Source organism: Mycolicibacterium gilvum, assembly GCF_900454025.1.
GTDB classification, from domain to species: domain Bacteria; phylum Actinomycetota; class Actinomycetes; order Mycobacteriales; family Mycobacteriaceae; genus Mycobacterium; species Mycobacterium gilvum.
On record NZ_UGQM01000001.1, the window covers coordinates 4,045,546 to 4,069,250 of the forward strand.

Consider the following 23,705-nt stretch of genomic DNA (forward strand, 5'->3'; position numbering starts at 1 on the left):
TCGTTGCATGTCAGCGCGCATCTCCGTGATCGGCGCCGGCATCTCGGGACTTGCCGCCGCGGTCGCTCTCGAGCGCGCCGGCCATCACGTCTCGGTGATCGAGCAGCGGACCGACACCGGTGCGGGCTCGGGAATCAGCCTCTGGCCCAACGCACTGGCCGCGCTGGACCAGATCGGGCTCGGCGACAGCGTCCGCGACGCCGGCGGGCGCGTCACCGCGGGGGCCATCCGCTGGCGCGACGGAACGTGGGTGCGCCGCCCGTCGGTCCGGCGCATCGTCGATGCGCTCGGCGAACCGCTGGTGGTGGTGCGCCGTTCGAGGTTGACCGACATTTTGCGAGAGGCACTGCCGGCCGGGACCGTGCGGACGGGGCTCGCGGCGACGAGGGTTTCCGTCGGCGCGTCCTCGGTGCGCATCACGCTGTCGGACGGAGAGGTCCGCGAGTCTGATGCCGTGGTCGGGGCGGACGGGGTCAACTCCGTGCTGACTCGGACTCTCAACGGACCGTTGCGTACCCGCTACGTCGGCTACACCGCCTGGCGCGGAATCGCGGCCCACCCGTTGGATCCCGAACTGGGCGGCGAGACGCTCGGCCCGGGCACCCAGGTCGGGCATGTGCCGCTGGGCCCAGACCACACCTACTGGTTCGCCACCGAACGCACCGCCGAAGGTGGCAGCGCGCCCGGGGGCGAACACGCCTATCTGACGGCCAAGCTCGCCGACTGGGCGGATCCGATACCCCGCCTGGTCGCGACGACCGATCCGGGGGACCTCCTCCGAAACGACCTCTATGACAGGGCCCGCGCGGCGCGCTGGTCAGACGGGCGCGCGGTACTGATCGGCGATGCGGCGCATCCGATGCGCCCCCATCTGGGCCAGGGCGGCTGTCAGGGCATCGAGGACGCGGCGATCCTGGCCCGCTTCCTGAAGTTGGCCGATGATGTCCCGACGGCGTTCGAGCGATTCGAGGCATTCCGGAAACCGCGCGTCGGCATGCTCGTTCGGGAGGCGCAGACGCTCGGCAGGATCGTCAACGTGCGCCCGGCCGTCCTCAGCGGACTGGCGGGCCGAGCGACGGCGTTGATCCCCGAACGGATGGTCACCGCACATCTGGCGTGGATCGCGGCCGGGTCGGCGTTCGTTCTGCCGACGGCCGCGGATCTGGCGCGCTGACCGCGCTCAGCGCGCGGAGCGCGGGACGAACAGTGCGGTGCACATCTTGCGCAGGTCGACGATCCCGCCGAAGACCGAGGTCGGCATCGTCGCGCAGCCGTTGACCCTGCCCGGTGTCGCCGCAGGCGTCACCGCAGGCACCGGTGCCGAGGGCGCCGGATTGCCCCACACCTGAGCGGCCATGCCCTTCGCACCGCACTTCGGCCATGCCTTGATGCCCTGGGTGCGCAGGACGTTCTCGGCGACCCGGATCTGCTCGTGCCGCGGAGCGCGCGCCGGGTTACCGACACCGCCGTTGGCCGACCAGGTGGCCTGCTTGAACTGGAGGCCACCGAAGTGTCCGTTACCGGTGTTGATGGCCCAGTTACCGCCGGACTCGCACTGCGCGATCGCGTCCCAGTTGACGGAGTCGGCGTGCGCGGTGGCGGTGCCACCGTCGAGCGCCATCGGCACAACGGCCAGAGCTCCGGAGATCGCGGCGGCCATCAGGCCCTTACCTGCAAGCTTGCGAACATTCATCGTGCGGTCCTTCCCCGACCGTGTGACCGCGTCTTTGACGATGCGGCTATCTGCACTGTCGGGTGAGGAACGTCACCTGTTACCAGAGCGTCAAAAGTTTTAGTAGTTACTTATATGGCGTAAGAGGCCTCTGAGGATGAAAAAAGGGCGGCGCCGACCGGAGTCGGCGCCGCCTCTTCGTGACCGTGTGAGGGGTCAGCCCCGCCCACCGCAGGTCGGCCACGCGCCGATGCCCTGCGTCTGCAGCACGTTGTTCGCGACGCGGATCTGCTCTTCGCGGCTGGCGTGGTGCGGCGAACCCGAGCCGCCGTTGGACTGCCAGGTACCCATCGTGAACTGCAGGCCGCCGTAGTAGCCGTTGCCCGTGTTGATCGACCAGTTACCGCCCGATTCGCACGCTGCCACGGCGTCCCAGTTGACGCCGTCCGCATTCGCGGTGCCGGCCAGTGCCAGGGGTGCGACTGCGAGTGCACCGGCGATCGTGGCCAGCCCAAACGTATTGCGGATGTTCTTCAACTTCTGTCCTTTCGCCGAGCGCGCGCCATCGGCACCCGCGAGACACGGCAGTGTCACGCGGGCGTGGTGCCTGTAGCAGGCGGGGGTTGGATCGTGCCGTCTCGGTCGGGCACAACAGGGGAGGCCGCTGAGGACCTCGCCGGGTCCTGGACCCGGCAGCACGGGCGACTGATCAGCCGTCCGGGCTCCACTCACACGCTGGTTCGTGGTTTTGAGTTATTTGCTCCGTAAGAGCTGTTTGGGAACCTACAAACCGAAACGCGCAAAGTCATCTCGATCGAGAACGTGTCGCGGGCAGATCACGGAATGATCACAGACGCCGTTGTCCGCAGTCCCTGCAGGTCAGCGGCGAGTTTGAGGCGGGGCCTGACGCGGCCCGTAGACAAACCGAAAGTGAGCCAAATCACCGGCGATTTGTGAGCTGGACCACGAACACACACACCCTCCCTCGCACCGCATCGCGGAAATCGACTGTGGCGTGCCGTAAACCGCCGCACGGAGCGCATTCTGTGCGATCAGTTCGCTGAGGATCGACCGGGGCGAGATCGACCAGAGAAGCATCACAGCCATTGCCGGACAACGTATTTGACCCTCGTCGACATACATACCCGGTTACGGGCTCAAGGATCCAGGCGCGCTACTTCCACTGCCGCACAGGAACATTCGGTGAACATGCGCCGGCTGCCGGCGTGATCGGCAGCACCCACACCCACCCCGGGGCCGCATTCGCTCAGCGCCATCGACAGTATTCCCTCTGCCTGTGTGCCGATCACCCGCCGAAACATGGCCCCGCAGTATGGAGACCACGTCGAACACAGCCGAGATGGCCTACCGGACAGACGTTTTCGGCAGCGGACGGCACACGTTGCGCTTTTCTGCGTTCGTTTATCACGGATGAATGCGCACTAATTCACTGGCGCAGATAACAATAACAAATAGTGCAATTGACCTTTTATCGATGGTGAATTTGCTGGACGAGCCGCGGCGGCCGGATGGCCTCCAGATCGGCGACGGTGTTGACGTTCGCGAGGGCGGGCTGCTCGGGGAGCACGATGCGCTGGGTGTCGACCCGGTCGACGAACGCGCGCATGCTGCGGGCGCCCGCCTGCACCAGATCCGACACCACGGTGTGCAGAGCCGTTCGGTAGATGCCCGCCAGGTAGTGGTCGCGACCGTCCCACGGAAGCACCACGTCGGCACCCGAACTGCGGGCAGGTCCGGCCAGCACGTCGATCACGTCGGACGTCAGCGCCGGCATGTCCACGGCGCTCACGAAGGCGTATTCGCGGCCGGCCTCGGCCGCCGCGCGCAGTCCCCTGCCGGTGGCCAACAGCGGCCCCACTCCGCCGACCTCGTCGCGCAGCACGACGGCATCGAGAGCGGGCAGCGCCTGCCCGGGGGCGGCGACCACGAAGACGGGGGAACACCGTTCGCCGACGACCGACACCACGTGTTCGACCATGGTCGTCCCGGCGCCGGAGCCACCGTCGACGCCGAGGGTGGCCTTGTCCCGGCCCATCCGCCGCGAAGCTCCACCAGCAAGAACAACGGCAGCCAACGACAGCGACGACGTCACACGGTGACCGTAGCGCAGCGGCTACCGGCCGTCAGCGAGTCGGATCAGTCGACGGTCCAGGTGTCCTTGCCGCGCAGCAGGGACTGCAGCGCCGCGGTGTCGTGCGCGCGCGAACTCCGCGCGCTGGCGATCTGATCCCGGGCGGCGTCGTCGTAGGTCGGCTTGTTCACCCGGCGGAAGATGCCCATGACCATGTGGTCGAGGTTCTGCTCGGACAGGCGCGACAACGCGAACGCGTACGCGGGGTCCTGCAGGGTCGCGTCGTGGACCACGATCTCCTCGGCGGACACGTCGGCGGTCTTCGCGACCTCCAGGCCGTAGCCGGACTTGACCACGCAGTACTCGCCGTCGGCGCCGAAGGTGATCGGTTCACCGTGCGCGAGGTTGATGAGCCGCTCTTCGGCGCCTTCCTTACGCAGCGCGTCGAACGACCCGTCGTTGAAGATCGGGCAGTCCTGCATGATCTCGACCAGCGCCGCGCCTCGGTGCTCGGCCGCGCCGCGCAGCACCTCGGTCAGACCCTTGCGATCGGAGTCCAGCGCGCGACCGACGAACGTCGCCTCGGCGCCCAGTGCCAGCGACACCGGATTGAACGGGTAGTCCAGCGAGCCCATCGGGGTGGACTTGGTGACCTTGCCCGTCTCCGACGTGGGCGAGTACTGCCCCTTGGTCAGACCGTAGATCCGGTTGTTGAACAGCAGGATCGTGATGTTGATGTTGCGTCGCAGCGCGTGGATCAGGTGGTTGCCGCCGATCGACAGCGCGTCGCCGTCACCGGTCACCACCCAGACCGACAGGTCCTCGCGGGCCAGCGCCAGTCCGGTGGCGATGGTCGGCGCACGCCCGTGGATCGAGTGGAATCCGTAGGTCTCCAGGTAGTACGGGAACCGGCTGGAGCAGCCGATGCCGCTGACGAACGCGATGTTCTCGCGGCGCAGCCCGAGCTCCGGAAGGAAATTGCGGATCGTGTTGAGGATGACGTAGTCACCGCAACCCGGGCACCAGCGGACCTCCTGGTCGCTGGTGAAGTCCTTGCCCTTCTGCGGTGCATCGGTCTTGGGCACCAGGCTGGTCTTCGTCAGACCGCCAGGGGTCAGTCCGAGGTCGTTACCGACGAGCTGGGCCGATGCGCGATCCGCTTCGCTTCTCGCTGTTGTCATGCGCTCACTCCCACACCCTCGACGGTGGCCGCCGCCAACCGCGCGAATTTGGCCTTCTCGATTTCCTTGTCGCCGAGCGTTCCGTCCAGCGCCGAGTCGATGATGCCCTCGACCTCGTCGGCCAGGAACGCCATGCCCTCGACCTTGGTCACCGACTGCACGTCGACCAGGTAGCGGCCACGCAGCAGCAGCGCGAGCTGGCCGAGGTTCATCTCGGGCACGACAACCTTCGCGTACTTGTTGAGCACGTCGCCGAGGTTGGCCGGGAACGGATTGAGATGACGGACCTGGGCGTGGGCGACCTTGATGCCCTTGCGGCGGGCCCGGCGGCAGGCCTCACCGATCGGCCCGTAGCTGGAGCCCCAGCCGAGCAGCAGGAGCTCGGCGTCCCCGGTCGGGTCGTCGACCTCGAGATCGGGCACCGTGATACCGGCGATCTTCTCCTGCCGCAGCCGCACCATCAGGTCGTGGTTCTTCGGCTCGTAGGAGATGTTGCCCGAGCCGTTCGCGGATTCGAGGCCACCGATGCGGTGGGCGAGACCCGGGGTGCCGGGCACCGCGAACTGACGGGCCAGCGTCTCGGGATCGCGGGCGTAGGGCTGGAAGGGCTCGCCTTCCTTGGCGAAGGTGTGCTCGATCGGTTCGTAGGTGGAGATGTCCGGGATCGCCCACGGCTCCGAACCGTTGGCGATCGCGCCGTCGGACAGGATCATCACCGGCGTGTGGTAGTTGATCGCGATCCGGACGGCCTCCACGGCGATGTCGAAGCAGTCCGACGGGGAGCGCGGCGCGAGCAGCGCGACCGGGGACTCCCCGTTGCGGCCGAACATGGCCTGAAGCAGGTCCGCCTGCTCGGTCTTGGTGGGCAGACCCGTCGACGGTCCGCCCCGCTGCACGTCGATGATGAGCAGCGGCAGCTCGGTCATCACGGCCAGGCCGATGGCCTCGGATTTCAGCGAGATGCCGGGTCCCGAGGTGCTCGTCACCCCGAGCGCGCCACCATACGAGGCGCCGATCGCGGCACCGATACCGGCGATCTCGTCCTCGGCCTGGAACGTCATCACGTTGAAGTTCTTGTGCTTGGACAGCTCGTGGAGGATGTCCGAGGCCGGCGTGATCGGGTAGGTGCCGAGAACCACCTGCAGGTCGGACAATTGCCCGGCCGCCACGATGCCGTACGCCAGTGCGGTGTTACCGGAGATCTGCCGGTACTCGCCCGTCTTGAGCTTGGCGGGAGCGACCTCGTAGGTGGTCGCGAACGCCTCGGTCGTCTCGCCGAAGTTCCACCCGGCCTTGAGTGCGAGGACGTTGGCCTCGGCGACATCGGGTTTGCGGGCGAACTTCTCCCGGATGAACGCCTCGCTGTGCTCCAGCTCGCGTCCGTACATCCAGGACAGCAGGCCGAGCGCGAACATGTTCTTCGCCCGCTGACCGTCCTTCTTGGTGGCGCCGATCTCCTCGACCGCGCCGAGCGTGAGCGTGGTCATCGGGACGGCCTGGACGACGTAGTCGGACAGTTCGTCGCTCTCCAGCGGGTTGGCGTCGTAGCCGACCTTGGCGAGGTTGCGCTTGGTGAACTCGTCGGAGTTGGCGATGATCAGGCCGCCGCGCGGCAGATCGGACACGTTGGCCTTCAGCGCGGCGGGGTTCATCGCGACGAGGACGTCGGGACGGTCGCCCGCGGTGAGGATGTCGTAGTCGGCGATCTGGATCTGGAACGACGAGACGCCGGGCAGCGTGCCCTGGGGCGCGCGGATCTCGGCGGGGTAATTCGGTTGGGTGGCAAGGTCGTTGCCGAACAGGGCGGCTTCGGAGGTGAAGCGGTCGCCCGTGAGCTGCATACCGTCACCGGAGTCACCGGCGAACCGGATGACGACCTTTTCCAGCTTCTGCCGAGGCGCTGAGGTCGCTTGGCTGGCCACGTTGCCGTTCTCTCCCACTCGCCTGCCTTCCTATCGTCCCCGGGCTGCGGTCGGGGGCCGAGTCCGGCGGGACTCACCGAGCCGAAGTCACGGTGACATACCGCCAGTGGTGGTTCACCGAAGATTGGTGTCACTGTCAGTACCGATTATTGCACTTCTCTTAGGTAGTCCTATACCAGGCGATGGGGGGGTGCGTCGACAGTCGCTCACAGAACGCACTGATCAGGACGGTGAGCCCGACACGGATGAGACAAAAGTGTGGTTTTCGTCACGTCAACGAGACATGTCGGGGCCCGCGCCGTTTCTTAGAAAAAGTTACCAATCAGTAGCACCCAGCTAGGGCGTGTCTGATAAATGCGGCAGCCAGAGGGTGATGGCCCGTAGGACTGCTGCGCCGCGGTAGACGATGGCGAGCTTGTCATAGCGGGTGGCGAGGCCGCGCCATTGTTTTACGGTATTGAAGTTGCGTTCAACGACGTTGCGGCCCTTGTAGTCCTCGGCGTCGAACGCGGGTGGTCGTCCGCCGTGGGTGCCGCGGCGTTTGCGGTGGCCGATCTGATCGGACGGTTCGGGAATGACGGCGACGATCCCTCGTCGACGCAGCCGCTGTCGGGTAGCTCGGCTGGAATAGGCCTTATCGCCACGGAGTCGATTGGGCCGGGTGCGAGCTCTGCCCGGGCCGCGGCGCTCGACTTTCAGGTGGGCGAGCAAATGTTCCAGGACCGGTCCGTCGTTGGCCTGGCCGGCGCCCACGAGCACCACCAGAGGTCGTCCATGGCCGTCGACGAGGTGATGGATCTTGCTGGTCAACCCGCCGCGGGAGCGGCCAATGCCGTGGTCAGGCGGCTCGCTCGCCAGATTCGTGTAATTCGACCCAGCCCCCTGTGTCACGGGTGATGTTTGTGGCGTGCTGATGAGCGCGCGCGATCGTCGAATCCACCGACACCGACCAATCGATAATCCCGGCTTGGTCGGCGGTGGCCAGCAACCGCGCCAGCACCAGATCCCAGGTGCCCTCGGCACTCATTCGTCGATGCCAGGTCCAGATCGTCTGCCACGGTCCGAACACCTCGGGTACGTCTCGCCAGGCGATCCCGCACCGGTACCGATAAATGATCCCCTCGAGCATCTGCCGGGCATCTCGAAAAGGCCTGCCCTTCTTGCCTGTTCGAGCAGGAAGAAGCTCTTCAATCAATGACCACTGAGCATCGGTGAGCAGCTGAAACCGCGACATACCCTAAGTCTCAGCCGAAACACCCGAAACATTTGTCAGACACGCCCTAGCACTGCCGACGGTGCGGGACAGCCTCAGAAATCGCGGCTTCAGAAATGCAGAGGCATGTTGTAGGGCGTGACGATCTGAATGGGCACCGGCTTCGTGGACTCGACCGGCAGTGCGCCGCGCTCCTGCAGGATCGACCGCACCGCGAGGCGCGCATCGGCACGCAGGTCGTTGTGCAGCACCGCCGAGATCCTGCCCTCCCTCAGTAGCCGCCGATTGTCGGCGTCGAGGTCGTGCGCGACGAACACCCTGCAGACGCGGTTCAAGCGCTCGAAGGCGCTCACGGTGGCGACATTGCCGCCGCCGACCGAATAGACGGCCTCAACCGCCGGATTGGCCTCCAGGGCGGCCAGCACGAGCGCCTCGTTGGTGGCGTCGATGCCGTCGCTGTCGCTGACCTCGATGACAGGACGACCGGAGCCGCGCAACGCCGACCGGAACCCGACCTCCCGTTCCCCCTCACCACGGAACGCGGTGCGACTGAGGGTGATCAGCACGCCGGACGTGGCCTCGCCGAGCCATTGCTGCACGAGGTAGGCGGCGGTCATCCCGGCTCCGTGGTTGTCGATGCCGACGTAGCCGCAGCGCGAACTCCCCGGCACATCGGTGGTGTAGGTGACCACCGGAACGCCGGAGCCGACGAGCCGGTCGATCGCCTCGGCGACCTCGGGTTCGTCCTGGGCCTTGAGCACCACGCCGTGGCTGCCGCGCAGACGTCCGAGAGCCTCGACCATCTGGGCGGTTTCACCCGATTCCCACAGGTGGAAGCGCGCCCGCACCATCGCCGGAGCGAAGGCGGGCAGCTCCGCCTCGACCGCGGCACGGAACGCGTCCGAGAACCGCCGCGGGGTCTGCATCACGACGTCGATGAGGTAGCGGCGTCCGTTCAGGCGAAGCTGGGACCGCTGCTTGTCGAGATCCGCGATGGCCTGCCTGACCTCGGCGACCGTGTTTTCCCGGACGCCCGGGCGGTTGTTCAGCACCCGGTCGACCGTCGCCTCGCTCAGCCCCGACTGCTGGGCGATCTCGCGGACCTTGTAGCGGTGCGCCATGTCCCTCCCGGCTGGATCAGCCCTCACCTCGTGAGGTGTTTTTGATGGATTTCTGCCGTTGATTGCGGTACCGATCACAGCAAGACTAAGCGGCATGGCAGCTCCGCTCAACACCGCCGCGGCACCGTGGCTCGGGGAGTCGGACTTCCGGCTCGACGACTTCCGGGCCCAGGTCGAGACCGACACCGACCGCTCCGACTACCCGCACGCCGACGACGTGTGCGGCAACGTGCTCGTGTACTCCGCGCCGGCGATGGCGCGCGCCGACCGGCGCGTTCTGCAGGCCGAACTCATCCGGGCGTTGTCGGACGGCCCGGGGGTCGTCGTGGTCTCCGAGGCCTTCTTGCCCGAGGTCGTCGACCGGGCCACCGCTGCGTTCGTCGCCCTCATCGAGGCCCAGCGGACCGCCGGTCGGGCCGCCGGCGATCATTTCGGGCAGCCGGGAGCCAACGACCGGATCTGGAATGCCGCCCAGAAGCTGGCGCGCCACGATCCCGAGGCCTTCGCGGCCTACTACGCCAACGACTCGTTGGCGATGGTGTGCCAGGCGTGGCTGGGGCCGCGGTATCAGGTGACGTCGCAGGTCAACGTCGTCAACCCGGGCGGCAACGCGCAGGTCCCCCATCGGGACTACCACCTCGGGTTCGTCCCCGACGACCACCTGGCGGACTACCCCACGCACATCCACCGCACCTCTGCTGTCCTGACATTGCAGGGGGCCGTGGCGCACTGCGACATGCCCGTCGAGAGTGGTCCGACGATGTTGCTGCCGCACTCGCAGCGCTTCACCGGCGGCTACATCGCGTTCAACCGGCCGGAGTTCCTCGACTACTTCGCCGCTCACCATGTCCAGGTTCCCCTGCGCCGGGGCGACGCGGTGTTCTTCAATCCCGCGCTGTATCACGGTGCGGGACAGAACCGTTCCCGCGACATCCGGCGCATCGCCAACCTGCTGCAGATCAGCTCTCCGTTCGGCCGGGCCATGGAGTCGACGGACCGCGCCGCGATGGTGCGCGCCGTCTATCCGTCGCTTCTCGCCATGAGCGCAGCCGGCCGATCCCCCCGCGACCTCGAAAACGTCGTCGTCGCCACCGCCGAGGGCTACGCGTTCCCGACCAACCTGGACAGCGATCAGCCGATCGGCACCCTCGCGCCGCCGAGCCAGGTCGACATCGTCCTCGACGCCCTGGCCCGACGACTCAGCCCACACGACCTCGACCGCGCGCTCAGCGCACACGACGAACGGAGAACCCCATGACGTCCCTCGGACTGATCGGCCTCGGCCGGATCGGCGCATTTCACACCGAGACCCTGATCAATCTTCCGGAGGTGTCGCGGCTCGTCATCACCGATGAGCGGCCCGACGTCGTCGGCGAGGTCGCCGCGAAATACGGTGCGACCCCGGTGGAATCGGTGGAAAAGCTGCTGTCCTCCGGAATCGACGGTGTCGTCGTGGCCGCCGCCACGCCGGCCCACGCCGAGCTGACCCTCGCTGCCGTCGAGCGGGGCCTGCCGACGTTCTGCGAGAAGCCGATCGCGTCGACGGCCGCCGAGAGCGCACGGGTGGCCGAGATCATCGCCCGCTCGGGAGTCCCGGTGCAGGTCGGCTATCAGCGGCGCTTCGACACGGCGTTCGCCGCGGTCAAGCAGGCCGCCGACAGCGGATCGCTGGGCGCGCTGCACACCGTGCGCAGCACCACGATGGATCCCGCTCCCCCGCCGATGGACTACATCAGAGGCTCCGGCGGCATCTTCCGCGACTGCGCGGTGCACGATTTCGACGTGATCCGTTGGGTCACGGGCCAGAACGTGGTGGAGGTGTATGCGACCGGCAGCGTGCAGGGCGACCCGCTGTTCACCGAGTACGGCGACGTCGACACCGCTGCGATCGTGGTGCGCTTCGACGGTGGCGCGCTCGGCGTGGTGTCCGCGGCACGGTACAACGGCCGCGGTTACGACTGCCGCCTCGAGGTGCACGGTTTCGACGACACCGTCGTTGCCGGCTGGGATCAGGGCGCACCCGTGCGCAACGCCGATCCCGCGAATGATTTCCCGACGGGACAACCCCACCACTTCTTCATGGACCGCTTCACCGAGGCGTTCCGCACCGAGCTGAGCTCATTCGTCGACGTGGTCGAGGGCGGGCCCAATCTCGGCGCCACCGTCGCCGACGCGGTGGAGGTCGCCTGGATCGCGGAGGCCGCGACCGAATCCCTGCGCCGCGGCGTTCCGGTGACCATCGACTCCGTCCGCAAGGAGGCACAGCAGTGAAGATCGCAGGAGCACCGATTTCCTGGGGCGTGTGCGAGGTTCCCGGATGGGGCCACCAGCTCAGCGCCGACCGGGTGTTGACCGAGATGCGCCAGGCCGGTCTGACAGCGACGGAACTGGGACCCGAGGGCTTCCTGCCCGCCGATCCCGCCGAGTTGGTCAAGCTGCTCGACGGCTACGGGCTGGCGTGCGTGGGCGGATTCGTCCCCGTGGTGCTGTTCTCCGACGACCACGACCCGGCCGACGGTCTCGCGGGTCCGCTGGAGTCGCTGGTCGCCGCGGGCGCAGAGGTGGTGGTCCTGGCCGCCGCAACAGGTCAGGACGGCTACGACCGGCGTCCGGTTCTCGACGAGAAGCAATGGGCCACCCTGCTTTCCAACCTCGACCGGCTGGCCGACCTCGTGTCCGCGCGTGGCCTCACCGCGGTACTGCATCCCCATGTCGGAACCATGGTGGAGACCCGCGCCGAGGTGGATCGTGTTCTGGCGGGCTCACGTATCCCGCTGTGTCTGGACACCGGACATCTCCTCATCGGCGGTACTGATCCGCTGGCGCTGACCCACGAGGTGCCCGAGCGCATCAGGCACGCCCACCTCAAGGACGTCGACGCCGGTCTGGCCGCCAAGGTGCAGTCCGGTGAGCTGACCTACACACAGGCGGTGGCCGCCGGCATGTATGTGCCGCTGGGCGCGGGCGACGTCGACATCGCCGGCATCATCACGGCCTTGGAGGACAACGGCTTCGACGGGTGGTATGTGATGGAGCAGGACAAGATTCTTCACGCGAATCCTGGTGCCACCCCCGACGGCCGGGGACCGCTGGGCGATGTGCTGGCCAGCGTGGCGTTCCTGGAGAGTGCGGCCACCGGCGTCTCGTCGTGACCCTGCGGATCGGGGTCCTGGGCGCATCGCGCATCGCCGAGGCCGCGATCGTCGAACCGGCCCGGGAACTCGGTTTCCGGCTGGTTGCCGTCGCAGCCCGTGATCCACAGCGCGCCAACATCTTTGCCGACACCTACGGTGTCGAACGCGTGGTGCCGACCTATCAGGACGTCGTGACCGACCCCGAGGTCGACGTGGTGTACAACCCGCTCGCCAATTCGCTGCACGCGCCGTGGAATCTGGCGGCGGTGGCGGCGGGCAAACCGGTGCTCTCGGAAAAGCCGTTCGCCCGCAACCGGGCGGAAGCGGCCCGGGTCGCGTCGGCCGCGGACGCCGCCGGCGTCACCGTGATGGAGGGCTTCCACTATCTGTTCCACCCCGTCACCCAGCGCGCCCTCGCGCTGGCCGGGGACGGCACCCTCGGTGAGCTCAGGCGGGTCGAGGTCCGGATGGGGATGCCGGAGCCGAAACCGGATGATCCGAGGTGGTCACTGGAACTGGCCGGCGGGGCGTTGATGGACCTGGGCTGTTACGGCGTGCATGTGCTGCGCCGGTTCGGCGTCCCGTCGATCCTCTCGGCGACCGCCGTGCAGCGGTCCGCCGGCGTCGACGCGACATTGGACGCCGAGGTCGTCTTTCCGTCGGGCCTGACCGGGTTGACCGCCAATTCGATGGTGCAGGACGACTTCTCGTTCACGCTGCGCCTGATCGGTTCGCGCGGTGAGGCGTTCGTCCACAATTTCATCAAGCCTCGTGACGACGACCGGCTGACGGTGCAGACCGACGACGGCACCCGCGTCGAGCGTTTCGGCACGCGCGCGTCCTACACCTACCAACTGGAGTCCTTCGCCCGGCACGTCCTGCACGGCGCTCCACTGCCGCTCGACACCACCGACGCGGTCGAGAACATGGCGGTGATCGACGAGATCTACCGCGCCGCGGGACTGCCCGTGCGCTGAAGCACTACCGGCGCTGGAGGTCCCGCCGCTCGTGCCAGCGCAGACGCAGCATCAGCAGGCCCCGGTGGGCGCGCCATCCCGCCGACAGCGGGTCACGCCAGGCCGCCGACTGGGCCCCCGTTCCACGATCACCGTCCATGCCTGACATTGTGCCTGTGCGGAACGCGGGCGGCACGTGCTGCGCGGTTCCGACACCATGTCGAGACCGTGAACAGTCAGTGCACGTCGTAGCGATTGGCCAACGCGAGCAGCGTGGACTCGATACCGTCGGCGTTCTTCTTCTGCATCCCCAGCAGTTCGATGACGATCGGGAGCTTGGCCGTCGAATAGTCGAAAGTCTCTGTGACCTTCGTCGCACCCGGGCCGACCTCGGCGAGTTCCCAGCGCCAGCGATGGCCGAGCGGGTGCTCCCACTCCACGACGCGGTTCTCCTCCACCTTCGTGGCCTTCGACGTGATCTTGTACGGCACGCCGTACTGCGTCATCCCGACGGTGAATTTGTCCCCGGGGCTCAGGCGGTGCGGCCCGCTGACGTCGATGTCACGCACGGTCCCGGAGCCGTCGATCTCGGGGTGTCGGTGCGGATCAGCGATCAGGTCGAACAGCGTCGCGACAGGCGCGGAGACCTGCACGCTGCGGCTGACCGTCTTGGGTCCGGCGTCTTCTGTCTTCAGGGTCGAGATAGTCATGCGCATCCGATACCCGGCGACCCGCAGGCTCAATCGGACGGCGGACACAGTCGGCGCGGATGTGAGATTCCGGCGAGGTTTGGTGTCCGGTTCGCCGAATAACCGTTAACTTCTCTCTATGCCGAACCCGTATGACCCGCGCGGGCTGATCAACCACGCCATCGGCGCAGCACGCACCGGCCTGGACGTCTACAGCTGGACCGAGAAGCAGGTCGTCGGCGCGTTGCGGCACGGGCTCGAAGCGCTGGACCCGAAGAACGCCGACGACCTCGGCGACACCGACGACCGCCGGGCGGACGCGAACGCCGACGCCCACACCGACCCCGCCGCGCCACCAGAATCCGACTCGTCGCTGAACAGCAAGCTCGCGCAGCTGCTCGGCCGTGCGCTGGACCAGAACACCCGGGGCAGTCGTGTCGAGCTCTACCACCATCTGCTCGATCAACTCGTCGCCGACGAAGCGCGCATCGTGGGCGCGCTGTCGGACGGCTCGTCGTCGCCTCTTGTCAACGTCTACGGGTGGATGCAGACCCGCGGGCCGCGGCGCGCGGTGCTGGAGAACGCCTCCCTGGTCGGGAGGGTGGCCAACGTGGCTCTGCCCGAGATGGTTTCGCAGTATGTCAGCCATCTGCTGTCGCTCGGACTTGTGGAGATCGGGCCGGAGGACCCCGAGCTGTCCGCCGACTACGAGGTGCTGCTCGCGGAGTCCGCGGTGCTCGCGGCCATCAAGAACGCGACGCGCGGCCCGATGCCGGCACGGATCGAGAAGTACACGTTGTCGCTCTCGCCGCTGGGCGAGTCGCTGTGGCAGGCGGCCGCCGAGGGTTTCGACCGCGGATGACCGTCACCACGGTCGCGTTGTCGAGTTGGACGGAGATCACCGAGGACTTCAGCCGGTACTGGTGGGTGTACCTGTCGATGCCCTTCGTGGCGGCGTTCGTCGGCTGGAGCACCAAGATCGTGGCACTCGAAATGCTCTACCGGCCACTCGAATTCAAGGGGATCGGCCCGGTCGGCTGGCAGGGCATCGTCCCGCGCCGGGCCGGCAAGGTCGGGTCGAAGACCATCGAACTGCTCACCTCGAACCTGCTGAAACCCGAAGAGCTGCTGGACCGCATCGACATCGACGACGCGATGGAGGCGCTGCGGGAACCTCTGACCCAGGCCGTCGACGAGATATCCCGCGACATCGCCGAGCAGATCCGTCCGGGACTCTGGGACGCCCTGCCCACCGCGGGGCGCCAGGCGGTGCAGGCCCGTATCGCCGCCCAGGTTCCACCGATCATCGAGAACATGCTGACCGAGGTGAAGTCGGACCTCAGCCGCTACCTCGACGTGCAGTTCCTCGCCGTGACGACCTTGGTGCGCAACAAGGACAAGCTCGTCAAACTGATGCGGGGCGTCACCGCCGACGCGATGGCTTTCGTCCGCCGCAGCGGTATCTACTTCGGATTCGCCATCGGCCTGGTCCAGATGGTGGCCTGGGCACTGTTCAAGAATCCGTGGATCATGCCGGCGTTCGGCTTCGCGGTCGGCTTCATCAGCGACTACATCGCGCTGAACATGCTGTTCCGCCCCACCCATCCGCGAAAGTTCCTCGGCCTCTTTCCGTTCCAGGGCCTGCTGCACGCCCAGCGTGAGCAGATCACCCGCAACTACGCGCACATCCTCGCCGAGGATCTGTTCTCCCCCGAGGTCATGTTCGACGCGCTGATCAAGGGCCCCGGCGCGGACAAGCTCTTCGCGCTGGTCGGCAGAGAGATCGAGGCCGCCATCGACAAGCAGACCGGCGTCGCCGCGCCGATCGTCGTCCTGGCGATCGGCACCACCCGTTACCGCGCGCTCAAGGACCGGGTGGTCGATCTGACGCTCGAACGTCTCCCGGACACGCTCTCGGAGGCGCAGAACTACGCGGTACGCGTCATCGACCTGGAGAACACCATCGTCGACAAAATGAGCGAGCTGAGCAACGAGGAGTACGAGTCCATCCTGCGGCCGGTGTTCAAAGACGACGAGCCGCTGATGATCGCCGTCGGCGCGGTTCTCGGCGGCGTCGTCGGCGAGATCCAGGTCCAGTTCATCGAGCTGTTCACCCGGTAGGCGCGCTGCAATCTTTCGCGATCTACTGTTTGGCGGCGCGCAATTCGTGCGACAGCGCCTCGAGTTCGTCCCCGCCGGCCATCTGTTGCGTCAGGTGCTCCAGGGTGATGTCGTCGTAGCTGCAGTCGAGCTTCTGCCTGCCGCGGTTGAGCAGGACGAAGTGATCGCCCACCAGGTGTGCGTGGTGCGGGTTGTGCGTGATGAACACGACGCCGAAGCCCGCTTCCTTGGCCGCGGTGATGTACTTGAGCACCACGCCCGACTGTTTGACGCCCAGCGCGGCCGTCGGTTCGTCGAGGATCAGCACCCGCGCCCCGAAGAACACCGCCCGCGCGATCGCGACGCACTGCTTCTGGCCACCCGAGAGTGAGCCGATCGGCACGTCGACGTCGGGCAGATCGATGCCCATCTTGGCCAGTTCGGTCAGGGTGGTCGCCCGCATCGCATTGGCGTCCAACGAGAACGGGAACCTCTTCTTGCGCAGTTCCTGCCCGAGGAAGAAGTTGCGCCACACCGGCATCAGCGGGACGACGGCGAGGTTCTGGTACACCGTCGCGATGCCCTTGCCCAGCGCATCGGCGGGCGAGGCGAAGCGGGTCGGCTCCCCGTCCACGAGGAGCTCCCCGTCGGTCTGCTGGTGCAGCCCCGCGATGATCTTGATCAGCGTGGACTTGCCCGCGCCGTTGTCGCCGAGGATGCCGGTGACCTCACCGGCGTGTACCCGCAGGCTGATGTCCTTGAGCGCGGTGATGTTGCCGTAGGACTTGCCGATGTTCTTCAGTTCGACCAGAGGCACCTTGCCGCCCGGTTTGGAGTCGCTGCTTGCCTTTTCGACAGAGATGGTCATCGAGTCACTTCCTGGCTGCGTAGGAACGGAAGGCGTTGTTGGCGATCACCGCGAACAGCAGCATGGCGCCCAGGAAGAACTTGAACCAGTCCGGATCCCAGCCCGCGTACACGATGCCCTGGTTGGTCATACCGAAGATCAACGCACCGATGGCCGCGCCGATCGCCGTTCCGTAACCGCCGGTGAGCAGGCAGCCACCGATGACCGCGGCGATGATGTAGAAGAACTCGTTGCCGATGCCCTGACCGGACTGGACCGTGTTGAACGCGAACAGCAGGTGCATGCCGACGAACCAGGCGCAGAACCCGACGAACATGAACAGGCCGATCTTGACCTTGGTGACCGGAACACCCACGGCGCGAGCGCTGTCCGCGTCACCGCCGACCGCGAAGATCCAGTTGCCCACCTTCGTCTTGAACAACACCCACGTCGCGACCGCGGTGAACACCAACCACCACACGACGGTGATCCGGATGCCGACCCCGAACAGCGTGAACGACGACGCGAACACCTTCTGCGCGGAATCCCAGCCCTGCATGTCGCTGACGCTCTGGGTGGCGACCTGTCCGGCCACCAGCTTCGTGACGGCGAGGTTGATACCGGCGAGCATGAAGAACGTACTCAGCGTGATCAGGAAGCTCGGGATCTTGGTCTTCATGACCAGGAATCCGTTGAAGAACCCGACGGTCAGCGCGAGCACCAGTGCCAGCAGCGCACCCACCCACAGATTCAGGTGCAGGTTGTAGGCCAGCATCGACGCGGCCAACGAGCTGAATGTCACCGCCACACCGGCCGACAGGTCGAACTCGCCGCCGATCATCAGCACCGCGACACCGCAGGCCATGATGCCGATCGTCGAGCTCGCGTACAGCACGGTCGCCAGTGAGGAGGCCTCGCGGAACGGCGGCGCCACGACGAGGAAGAACACGAAAATCCCGATCGCGCCGATACCCGCGCCCATCTCGGGACGGATCAGCAGTCGCTGCAACCGATTTCGTTCCTTGACCCGTTCGTCGCGCACGACCTTGTGGCCGCCGACGTCCAGTGCTTCCTTGGTACTCACTAGCGCGTCCCCGCTTTCGCGTACTCAGCCACCGCATCGATGTTCGACTGGTCGATGAACGCGGGGCCGGTCAACGTCGGCTGGCCGCCCCCGATGACGTTGCCGTTGCTCAGGTACAGCCACAGCGAGTCGACGGCGAGGTAGCCCTGCAGGTAGGGCTGCTGGTCCACGGCCCACTGCACGTCGCCGGCCTGGATGGCGGAGACCAGCGCGGCGTTGGTGTCGAACGTGCCTATCTTGGCGGTACTCCCGGCGTTCTTCGCCGACTGCACGGCGGTCAGCGCGAACGGCGCACCCAGCGCGACGAGGTAGTCGATGCTCGGATCCTGTTGCAGCTTGGCGGTGATGGTGGACTCGACCGACGGCATGTCCTTGCCGTTGACGTTGAGGACCTCGGTGGCCGGGAACGTCTCCCTCACACCGGCGCACCGCGCTTCGAGGTCGACGTGGCCCTGCTCCTGCACGATGCAGACGGCCTTGGTGGCGCCCTCGGCGCGGAGCCTGTCGCCGACGCCCTGGCCGGCGATGCGACCGTCCTGGCCGAAGTACTCCTTCACGCCCATCGCCTTCCAGGAGTCCATGCCCGCGTTGAACGCGACCACCGGAATGCCCTTGGCCTCAGCAGCCTTCACCGCGGCCTGCATCGCGTCGGGCTTGGCGAGCGTGACGGCGATGCCGTCGACGTTGCTGTCGATGGCCGCTTGGACGAGGTTCGCCTGATTCGGTGCCTCGGGGTCGTTCGAGTAGCGCAGTTCGACGTTGTCCTTCTGGGCGGCCGCCTCGGCGCCCTTGCGGACGAGATCCCAGAACGAGTCGCCGGGTACCTCGTGGGTGATCATCGCGATCGTCATCCGCGGAGTGTCGACGGTACCGCCGCCACCGCCTTCACCGGACTCTCGCGGTGCGCCGCCGGTCGATGAGCACGACACCACTCCGAAGGCCAGAACACCCGCCCCGGCGATCGCCGCGAGCCGCTTGAAGGTCATTGCTTCTCCTTGTCCTCGAGACTGCCGCGACGCCCTCGCCGGACCTGCGAGACCCGTGCCGGGCGACACGCCTCACAGCTGATGTAATACGCCTCACACCGGAAAGTCAAGAGTTTGTCCTGACATTAGGACCGCAAGTCATTCAGCTGTCCGTATCGTCGCTGATCAGCCCCGCGACGCGTCGTGGCCGGCGTTCGTCGAAAACTATTGCTGCACACCGGCACCCGAAACAGCGTATTTCTCGGGCCGCATTGACGGGGGCACCCCGCGCGCCTACCGTACTCAGACATTCTGGTTTGCGGCGCGAGATTCGGGGTCCCCATGACGTTTCAACTGGCGGTGTGCGCTGAGAAGGTGTTCCAGGATCTGCCGCTCCTGGACCGGGTCGAACGCATCCACGAGCTCGGGTTCGCGGTCGAGATCTGGAGTTGGCACGACAAGGATCTGGCGGCCCTCGCGGCCACCGGCGCGACGTTCACCTCGATGACCGGCTATCTGCACGGCGACCTCATCGACCCGCAATCCTGTGACGAGGTGGTCCGTACCGCCGAACTCAGCGTGACAGCCGCTGAGGCGCTGGGGGTTACGCGGCTGAACCTGCACACGGCCGAACTCGTCGACGGCCGGGCGGCGCGGCCGCGGTACCGCGCCGACGGCCGGATGTGGGCAACCGCCCTGCGCACACTGGAGCGCATCGGCGAACTCGGCGCCCGGGCCGGGGTGACATTCTGCGTCGAGAACCTCAACACGGTCGTCGACCATCCTGGCGTGCCGTTGGCGCGGGCGAAGGACACGCTGGCGCTGGTGGAGGGCGTCGGCCATGCCCACGTGAAGATGATGCTGGACCTCTACCACGCGCAGATCGGCGAGGGGAACCTCTGCGAGCTCGTACGACGGTGCGGCGACGCCATCGGCGAGATCCAGATCGCCGACGTCCCGGGCCGCTGCGAACCCGGCACCGGAGAGATCAACTATCCGGCGATCGCCGCAACGCTGCGCGACATCGGCTACACCGGCACCGTCGGCATGGAGGGTTGGGCCTCACAGCCCGGCACACCCGGAAGCGAGGCCGCGCTGAGCGCGTTCAGGGCCGCGTTCGAGCCCGACTACCGGTCGACGAGCGTGGTGTCGAAGTAGTAGCGCGACGCGCGGTAGCAGTGGTTGCCGAACTCGACGGCGGCACCCGAATCGTCGAATGCCGTGCGCGCCATGGTCAGTAGCGGCGCGTTGGGTTTCTCGTCGAGCAGGTGGGCCTCGGCGCGCGTCGCGCTGCGGGCGCCGATGCGCTGTCGGGCGAGGCGGATGTGGACACCGCGAGCCCGCAACGCCTGGTAGAGGCCGATGTTGCCGAGCTCCTCCGCATCCGGAGCGATGTCGGCGGGAAGATGGTTCGTCATCAACGCCAGCGGCTCGCCGTTGGCGCACCGTAGCCGCTGGATGGACGCCACCTCGCGCCCCTCGGCGAGGTTCAGCTCGCGTGCGACATCCTCGTCCGGGGGTCCGATGTGGTACTTCAACAGCCGGGTGGTCGGCTCCTGACCGGCACGGGCGAGGTCGTCGAACAAGCTGTTCAGCTCGACCCGGCGATGGACGGGATTCTGCACCACCTGGGTTCCGACGCCGCGTTTCCGAACGAGCAGGCCCTTGTCGACGAGCTCCTGGATCGCCCGTCGTGTCGTCGGACGTGACAGCGTCAAGCGCTTGGCTAGTGCGAGTTCGTTCTCGAAGCGGTCACCGGGCGCGAGTTCGCCATCCCGGATGGCGGCCTCGATCGCCTGGGCGAGCTGATAGTAGAGAGGGACCGGGCTTGACCTGTCGAGCTCCACCGTCAGGGGCACGTCGGCTCCGTTCTCGTGTCGGGCCTTCAAAAGTAGCTGAATCCTAACACCGATTGAGATAAAGATAGAATGTCAGGACAAAGTCTTGACACCTCCGGGTGACGCGGGGCACAGTCTTACTCAGCCACCCACACCTATTCCGTCGGAGTGACTTGTGATGATCGATCAGCCATATGACGTGCTCGCCATCGGGCGAAGCGGCGTCGACGTGTATCCGCTCCAGGTCGGCGTCGGCCTCGAAGAAGTGGAGACGTTCGGGAAGTTCCTCGGCGGCAGCGCCGCCAATGTCGCGGTCGCCGCCGCACGTCTGGGAAACCGTTCGGCGCTGATCTCCGGTGTCGGGGACGATCCGTTCGGCCGGTATGTCCGTGCCGAACTCGCGCGCCTCGACGTCGACAACCGGTTCATCGCGACCCATGACGAGTATCCGACGCCGGTGACCTTCTGCGAGATCTTCCCGCCCGACGACTTCCCGCTGTACTTCTATCGCAAGCCCAGCGCCCCGGACCTGCAGATCCATCCCGCCGAGATCGACGCCGAAGCCGTGCGCGACGCGCGACTGTACTGGTCGACCGTCACCGGATTGTCCGAGGAGCCCAGTCGCAGTGCACATTTCGCCGCCTGGGAATCGCGCGGGAGACGCCCGCTGACGGTGCTCGACCTCGACTACCGGCCCATGTTCTGGGCGACCCCTGCCGCGGCCACCGAGCAGGTGCGCAAGGCGCTCACCCACGTCACCGTGGCGGTCGGCAACCGGGAGGAGTGCGAGATCGCCGTCGGCGAGACCAGCCCGCACAAGGCTGCCGACGCGTTGCTCGACCTCGGTGTCGAACTCGCGATCGTGAAGCAGGGGCCACGCGGAGTGCTGGGCAAGACGCGGCACTCCTCGGTTACCGTGCCGCCCAACGAGGTTGACGTCGTCAACGGCCTCGGCGCCGGTGACGCCTTCGGCGGCAGTCTGTGCCACGGCCTGCTCCACGGATGGTCGCTGGAGAAGACTCTCCGCTACGCCAACGCCGCGGGCGCGATCGTGGCCGGCCGGCTCGAGTGCTCGACGGCGATGCCGACCGCCGCCGAGGTCGCCGAGTTGGCCGAACAGACCGCCGTGGAGGCAGTGAATGTCTGACTCACCCCGATGCCGGGACTACGCCGAGGTCACCGAGGTCCGCGCCACCGAGCCCGCCGCCGTCGCGCGGGCGTGGGAGACGCGGACCACCCGGCCCACGATGCGCGGCAACGGAAGACTGATGATCGTCGCCGCCGACCACCCGGCCCGCGGCGCACTGTCGGTCGGATCCCGCCCGACGGCGATGAACAGTCGCACCGACCTGCTCGACCGGCTGCGGGCCGCGCTGGCCGAACCGGGTGTCGACGGTGTGCTCGGGACCGCTGACATCCTCGACGATCTGGTGCTGCTCGGCGCGCTGGAGGACAAGGTCGTGTTCTCGTCGTTCAACCGTGGCGGCCTGGCCGGATCGTCGTTCGAACTCGACGACCGGATGACGGGCGCGACCGCGGCCTCGACCGCCGCGGCACGGATGAACGGTGGAAAAATGTTGTGCCGCATCGATCTCGACGATCCGGGGACGGTGGCGACCATGGCCGCATGCGCCCAGGCCGTGGACGAGCTCGCTGCCCACGGCCTCATCGCGATGCTGGAACCGTTCCTGTCGTCGCGGGTCGACGGCAGGGTGCGCAACGACCTGTCCCCCGACGCGGTCATCAAGTCGGTGCACATCGGCCAGGGGCTCGGATCCACCTCGGCCTACACCTGGATGAAGCTGCCGGTGGTCGACGAGATGGACCGCGTGATGGAGTCGACCACCATGCCCACCCTGCTGCTCGGCGGCGACCCCGCCGACCCCGAAGCGGCATTCGCGAGCTGGGAGAAGGCGCTTTCGCTGCCCTCGGTGCGGGGCCTAATCGTCGGGCGCACCCTGCTCTATCCACCGGACGACGACGTCAGCGCGGCCGTCGCGACCGCGGTGGGGATGGTCCGATGAGGTCGAAACTCTACATCCCCGCGGGCAGCGCCACCGCGCCGTTCACCGTCGCGATCACCCCCGCCGACGCCGGCTGGGCCGAATCCTCCTTGCATGTCCTCGATCTCGCAGAGGACGGGTCGGTGTCGCTGCAGACCGGCGACACCGAGGTGATGATCCTGCCGCTGGCCGGCGGCGGGAGCGTCACCTGTGGCGACGAGACGTTCGCGCTGACGCCGCGCGCGTCGGTGTTCGACGGCCCGGCCGACATGGTCTACCTCGGCCTCGGTCAGGAATACACGGTCACCGGCCACGGTCGGATCGCGATCTGCGGGGCTCGCGCGGCGACCCCGTTCCCCAACCGCCGGGTCGCGGCCGCCGACGTCGCCGTCGAGCTGCGCGGTGCCGGCAACTGCAGCAGGCAGGTTCACAACTTCGGCACCGCAACGGCTTTCGAGGCCGATTCGCTGATCGCGTGCGAGGTGATCACACCGGGCGGCAACTGGTCGAGCTACCCCGCCCACAAGCACGACGAGAACACCGACGTCGAAACCCAACTCGAGGAGATCTACTACTTCGAGATCGACGACTCCCCCGCCGGCACACCGGGGTTCGGATACCACCGGGTGTACGGCACACCGGAACGTCCGATCGAGGTGCTGGAGGAGGTCCGCTCGGGCGATGTGGTGCTGGTGCCCCACGGCTATCACGGCCCGTCCATCGCGGCGCCCGGCCACCACATGTACTACCTGAACGTGATGGCCGGCTCGGGACCTCACCGCGCCTGGCTCATCTGCGACGATCCCCGGCACACCTGGTTGCGCAGCAGCTGGGAGCACCAGGAGATCGACCCGCGTCTGCCTTTCACCGCGACTCAAGGAGCCTGAC

Annotated in this window: 24 protein-coding genes; 11 read left to right on the forward strand and 13 right to left on the reverse strand. The window is 67.1% G+C overall.

The annotated features are described in order from the left end of the window. The first annotated feature begins 7 nt into the window (after nucleotides 1-7). The gene (locus DYE23_RS18825; RefSeq protein WP_115327877.1) at nucleotides 8-1,174 is read left to right on the forward strand and encodes an FAD-dependent monooxygenase; all 1,167 of its coding nucleotides are present in this window, start codon (nucleotides 8-10) and stop codon (nucleotides 1,172-1,174) included. 6 nt (nucleotides 1,175-1,180) lie between these two features. On the opposite strand, the gene DYE23_RS18830 is transcribed toward DYE23_RS18825, so the two are convergent. The 7 genes from DYE23_RS18830 to DYE23_RS18860 all read right to left on the reverse strand — a co-directional run bounded on the left by DYE23_RS18830 (nucleotide 1,181) and on the right by DYE23_RS18860 (nucleotide 9,201). Then, on the reverse strand, nucleotides 1,181-1,693 hold the full coding sequence (locus DYE23_RS18830) for a transglycosylase family protein (protein ID WP_115327878.1): 513 nt from the start codon (nucleotides 1,691-1,693) through the stop codon (nucleotides 1,181-1,183). Between the two features lie 195 nt (nucleotides 1,694-1,888). Next, the gene (locus DYE23_RS18835; RefSeq protein ID WP_041788508.1) at nucleotides 1,889-2,209 is read right to left on the reverse strand and encodes a transglycosylase family protein; all 321 of its coding nucleotides are present in this window, start codon (nucleotides 2,207-2,209) and stop codon (nucleotides 1,889-1,891) included. A 952-nt stretch (nucleotides 2,210-3,161) separates the two neighbouring features. Further along, entirely contained in the window at nucleotides 3,162-3,785 is a 624-nt protein-coding gene (mobA, locus tag DYE23_RS18840) for a molybdenum cofactor guanylyltransferase (RefSeq protein WP_172527811.1), read from the reverse strand. A 44-nt stretch (nucleotides 3,786-3,829) separates the two neighbouring features. After that, complete coding sequence (locus tag DYE23_RS18845) at nucleotides 3,830-4,945, reverse strand: 2-oxoacid:ferredoxin oxidoreductase subunit beta (RefSeq protein WP_115327879.1); 1,116 nt, start codon at nucleotides 4,943-4,945, stop codon at nucleotides 3,830-3,832. After that, nucleotides 4,942-6,885 (reverse strand): 2-oxoacid:acceptor oxidoreductase subunit alpha, encoded by a 1,944-nt coding sequence (locus DYE23_RS18850; protein WP_115327880.1) that lies wholly within the window; start codon nucleotides 6,883-6,885, stop codon nucleotides 4,942-4,944. The genes DYE23_RS18845 and DYE23_RS18850 overlap by 4 nt, the downstream gene beginning before the upstream one ends. 318 nt (nucleotides 6,886-7,203) lie before the next feature. Beyond that, a protein-coding gene (locus DYE23_RS18855) for an IS5 family transposase (RefSeq protein WP_372516200.1) occupies nucleotides 7,204-8,101 on the reverse strand; the annotation gives its coding sequence in 2 pieces (ribosomal slippage) (nucleotides 7,204-7,756 and nucleotides 7,755-8,101; 900 coding nt in all). Nucleotides 8,102-8,190: 89 nt separating this feature from the next. Next, nucleotides 8,191-9,201, reverse strand: a complete 1,011-nt coding sequence (locus DYE23_RS18860) for a LacI family DNA-binding transcriptional regulator (protein ID WP_115327881.1) — start codon at nucleotides 9,199-9,201, stop codon at nucleotides 8,191-8,193. Nucleotides 9,202-9,295: 94 nt separating this feature from the next. On the opposite strand from DYE23_RS18860, the gene DYE23_RS18865 reads away from it, so the two are divergent. The 4 genes from DYE23_RS18865 to DYE23_RS18880 are packed head-to-tail and all read left to right on the forward strand — an operon-like array spanning nucleotide 9,296 to nucleotide 13,312. Further along, complete coding sequence (locus DYE23_RS18865; protein ID WP_115327882.1) at nucleotides 9,296-10,459, forward strand: phytanoyl-CoA dioxygenase family protein; 1,164 nt, start codon at nucleotides 9,296-9,298, stop codon at nucleotides 10,457-10,459. Then, the gene (locus tag DYE23_RS18870) at nucleotides 10,456-11,472 is read left to right on the forward strand and encodes a Gfo/Idh/MocA family protein (RefSeq protein WP_115327883.1); all 1,017 of its coding nucleotides are present in this window, start codon (nucleotides 10,456-10,458) and stop codon (nucleotides 11,470-11,472) included. Before DYE23_RS18865 ends, DYE23_RS18870 begins: the two co-directional genes overlap by 4 nt. After that, the gene (locus DYE23_RS18875; RefSeq protein ID WP_011893492.1) at nucleotides 11,469-12,353 is read left to right on the forward strand and encodes a sugar phosphate isomerase/epimerase family protein; all 885 of its coding nucleotides are present in this window, start codon (nucleotides 11,469-11,471) and stop codon (nucleotides 12,351-12,353) included. The genes DYE23_RS18870 and DYE23_RS18875 overlap by 4 nt, the downstream gene beginning before the upstream one ends. Next, on the forward strand, nucleotides 12,350-13,312 hold the full coding sequence (locus DYE23_RS18880) for a Gfo/Idh/MocA family protein (RefSeq protein ID WP_115327884.1): 963 nt from the start codon (nucleotides 12,350-12,352) through the stop codon (nucleotides 13,310-13,312). Before DYE23_RS18875 ends, DYE23_RS18880 begins: the two co-directional genes overlap by 4 nt. Nucleotides 13,313-13,316: 4 nt before the next feature. Here the strand turns inward: DYE23_RS18880 and DYE23_RS31770 are convergent, their stop codons facing one another. After that, entirely contained in the window at nucleotides 13,317-13,451 is a 135-nt protein-coding gene (locus tag DYE23_RS31770) for a hypothetical protein (protein WP_255206704.1), read from the reverse strand. 76 nt (nucleotides 13,452-13,527) lie between these two features. Further along, nucleotides 13,528-14,001 carry an SRPBCC family protein gene (locus DYE23_RS18885; RefSeq protein WP_041788505.1) on the reverse strand — a complete coding sequence of 158 codons (474 nt, stop codon included), beginning with the start codon at nucleotides 13,999-14,001 and terminating at the stop codon, nucleotides 13,528-13,530. 118 nt (nucleotides 14,002-14,119) lie between these two features. On the opposite strand from DYE23_RS18885, the gene DYE23_RS18890 reads away from it, so the two are divergent. Together DYE23_RS18890 and DYE23_RS18895 are read left to right on the forward strand one after the other, a co-directional pair. Continuing rightward, nucleotides 14,120-14,842, forward strand: coding sequence for an Abi-alpha family protein (locus DYE23_RS18890; RefSeq protein ID WP_115327885.1), 723 nt, complete (start codon nucleotides 14,120-14,122; stop codon nucleotides 14,840-14,842). Continuing rightward, on the forward strand, nucleotides 14,839-16,101 hold the full coding sequence (locus DYE23_RS18895; protein WP_011893488.1) for a DUF445 domain-containing protein: 1,263 nt from the start codon (nucleotides 14,839-14,841) through the stop codon (nucleotides 16,099-16,101). Before DYE23_RS18890 ends, DYE23_RS18895 begins: the two co-directional genes overlap by 4 nt. A gap of 22 nt (nucleotides 16,102-16,123) precedes the next feature. Here DYE23_RS18895 and DYE23_RS18900 read toward each other — a convergent pair whose 3' ends face one another. The 3 genes from DYE23_RS18900 to DYE23_RS18910 are packed head-to-tail and all read right to left on the reverse strand — an operon-like array spanning nucleotide 16,124 to nucleotide 18,997. Continuing rightward, entirely contained in the window at nucleotides 16,124-16,948 is an 825-nt protein-coding gene (locus DYE23_RS18900) for an ATP-binding cassette domain-containing protein (RefSeq protein WP_011893487.1), read from the reverse strand. Nucleotides 16,949-16,952: 4 nt separating this feature from the next. Next, complete coding sequence (locus tag DYE23_RS18905; RefSeq protein ID WP_011893486.1) at nucleotides 16,953-18,011, reverse strand: ABC transporter permease; 1,059 nt, start codon at nucleotides 18,009-18,011, stop codon at nucleotides 16,953-16,955. After that, nucleotides 18,011-18,997, reverse strand: a complete 987-nt coding sequence (locus tag DYE23_RS18910) for a substrate-binding domain-containing protein (RefSeq protein ID WP_011893485.1) — start codon at nucleotides 18,995-18,997, stop codon at nucleotides 18,011-18,013. The genes DYE23_RS18905 and DYE23_RS18910 overlap by 1 nt, the downstream gene beginning before the upstream one ends. A gap of 321 nt (nucleotides 18,998-19,318) precedes the next feature. Here DYE23_RS18910 and DYE23_RS18915 point away from each other — a divergent pair, with 321 nt between their 5' ends. Continuing rightward, a complete protein-coding gene (locus tag DYE23_RS18915; RefSeq protein WP_115327886.1) occupies nucleotides 19,319-20,134 on the forward strand; it encodes a TIM barrel protein in 816 nt (271 codons plus the stop codon). On the opposite strand, the gene DYE23_RS18920 is transcribed toward DYE23_RS18915, so the two are convergent. Beyond that, nucleotides 20,104-20,835: a GntR family transcriptional regulator gene (locus tag DYE23_RS18920; protein ID WP_115329028.1), complete on the reverse strand. Its 732-nt coding sequence runs from the start codon at nucleotides 20,833-20,835 to the stop codon at nucleotides 20,104-20,106. The two genes, DYE23_RS18915 and DYE23_RS18920, sit on opposite strands and share 31 nt — an antisense overlap. 157 nt (nucleotides 20,836-20,992) lie before the next feature. On the opposite strand from DYE23_RS18920, the gene iolC reads away from it, so the two are divergent. The 3 genes from iolC to iolB are packed head-to-tail and all read left to right on the forward strand — an operon-like array spanning nucleotide 20,993 to nucleotide 23,704. Beyond that, nucleotides 20,993-21,961 carry a 5-dehydro-2-deoxygluconokinase gene (gene iolC / locus DYE23_RS18925; protein ID WP_115329029.1) on the forward strand — a complete coding sequence of 323 codons (969 nt, stop codon included), beginning with the start codon at nucleotides 20,993-20,995 and terminating at the stop codon, nucleotides 21,959-21,961. Then, nucleotides 21,954-22,838 carry a Cgl0159 family (beta/alpha)8-fold protein gene (locus tag DYE23_RS18930; protein ID WP_115327887.1) on the forward strand — a complete coding sequence of 295 codons (885 nt, stop codon included), beginning with the start codon at nucleotides 21,954-21,956 and terminating at the stop codon, nucleotides 22,836-22,838. Before iolC ends, DYE23_RS18930 begins: the two co-directional genes overlap by 8 nt. Then, nucleotides 22,835-23,704 carry a 5-deoxy-glucuronate isomerase gene (gene iolB, locus DYE23_RS18935; RefSeq protein ID WP_115327888.1) on the forward strand — a complete coding sequence of 290 codons (870 nt, stop codon included), beginning with the start codon at nucleotides 22,835-22,837 and terminating at the stop codon, nucleotides 23,702-23,704. The genes DYE23_RS18930 and iolB overlap by 4 nt, the downstream gene beginning before the upstream one ends. Nucleotide 23,705 lies beyond the last annotated feature (1 nt).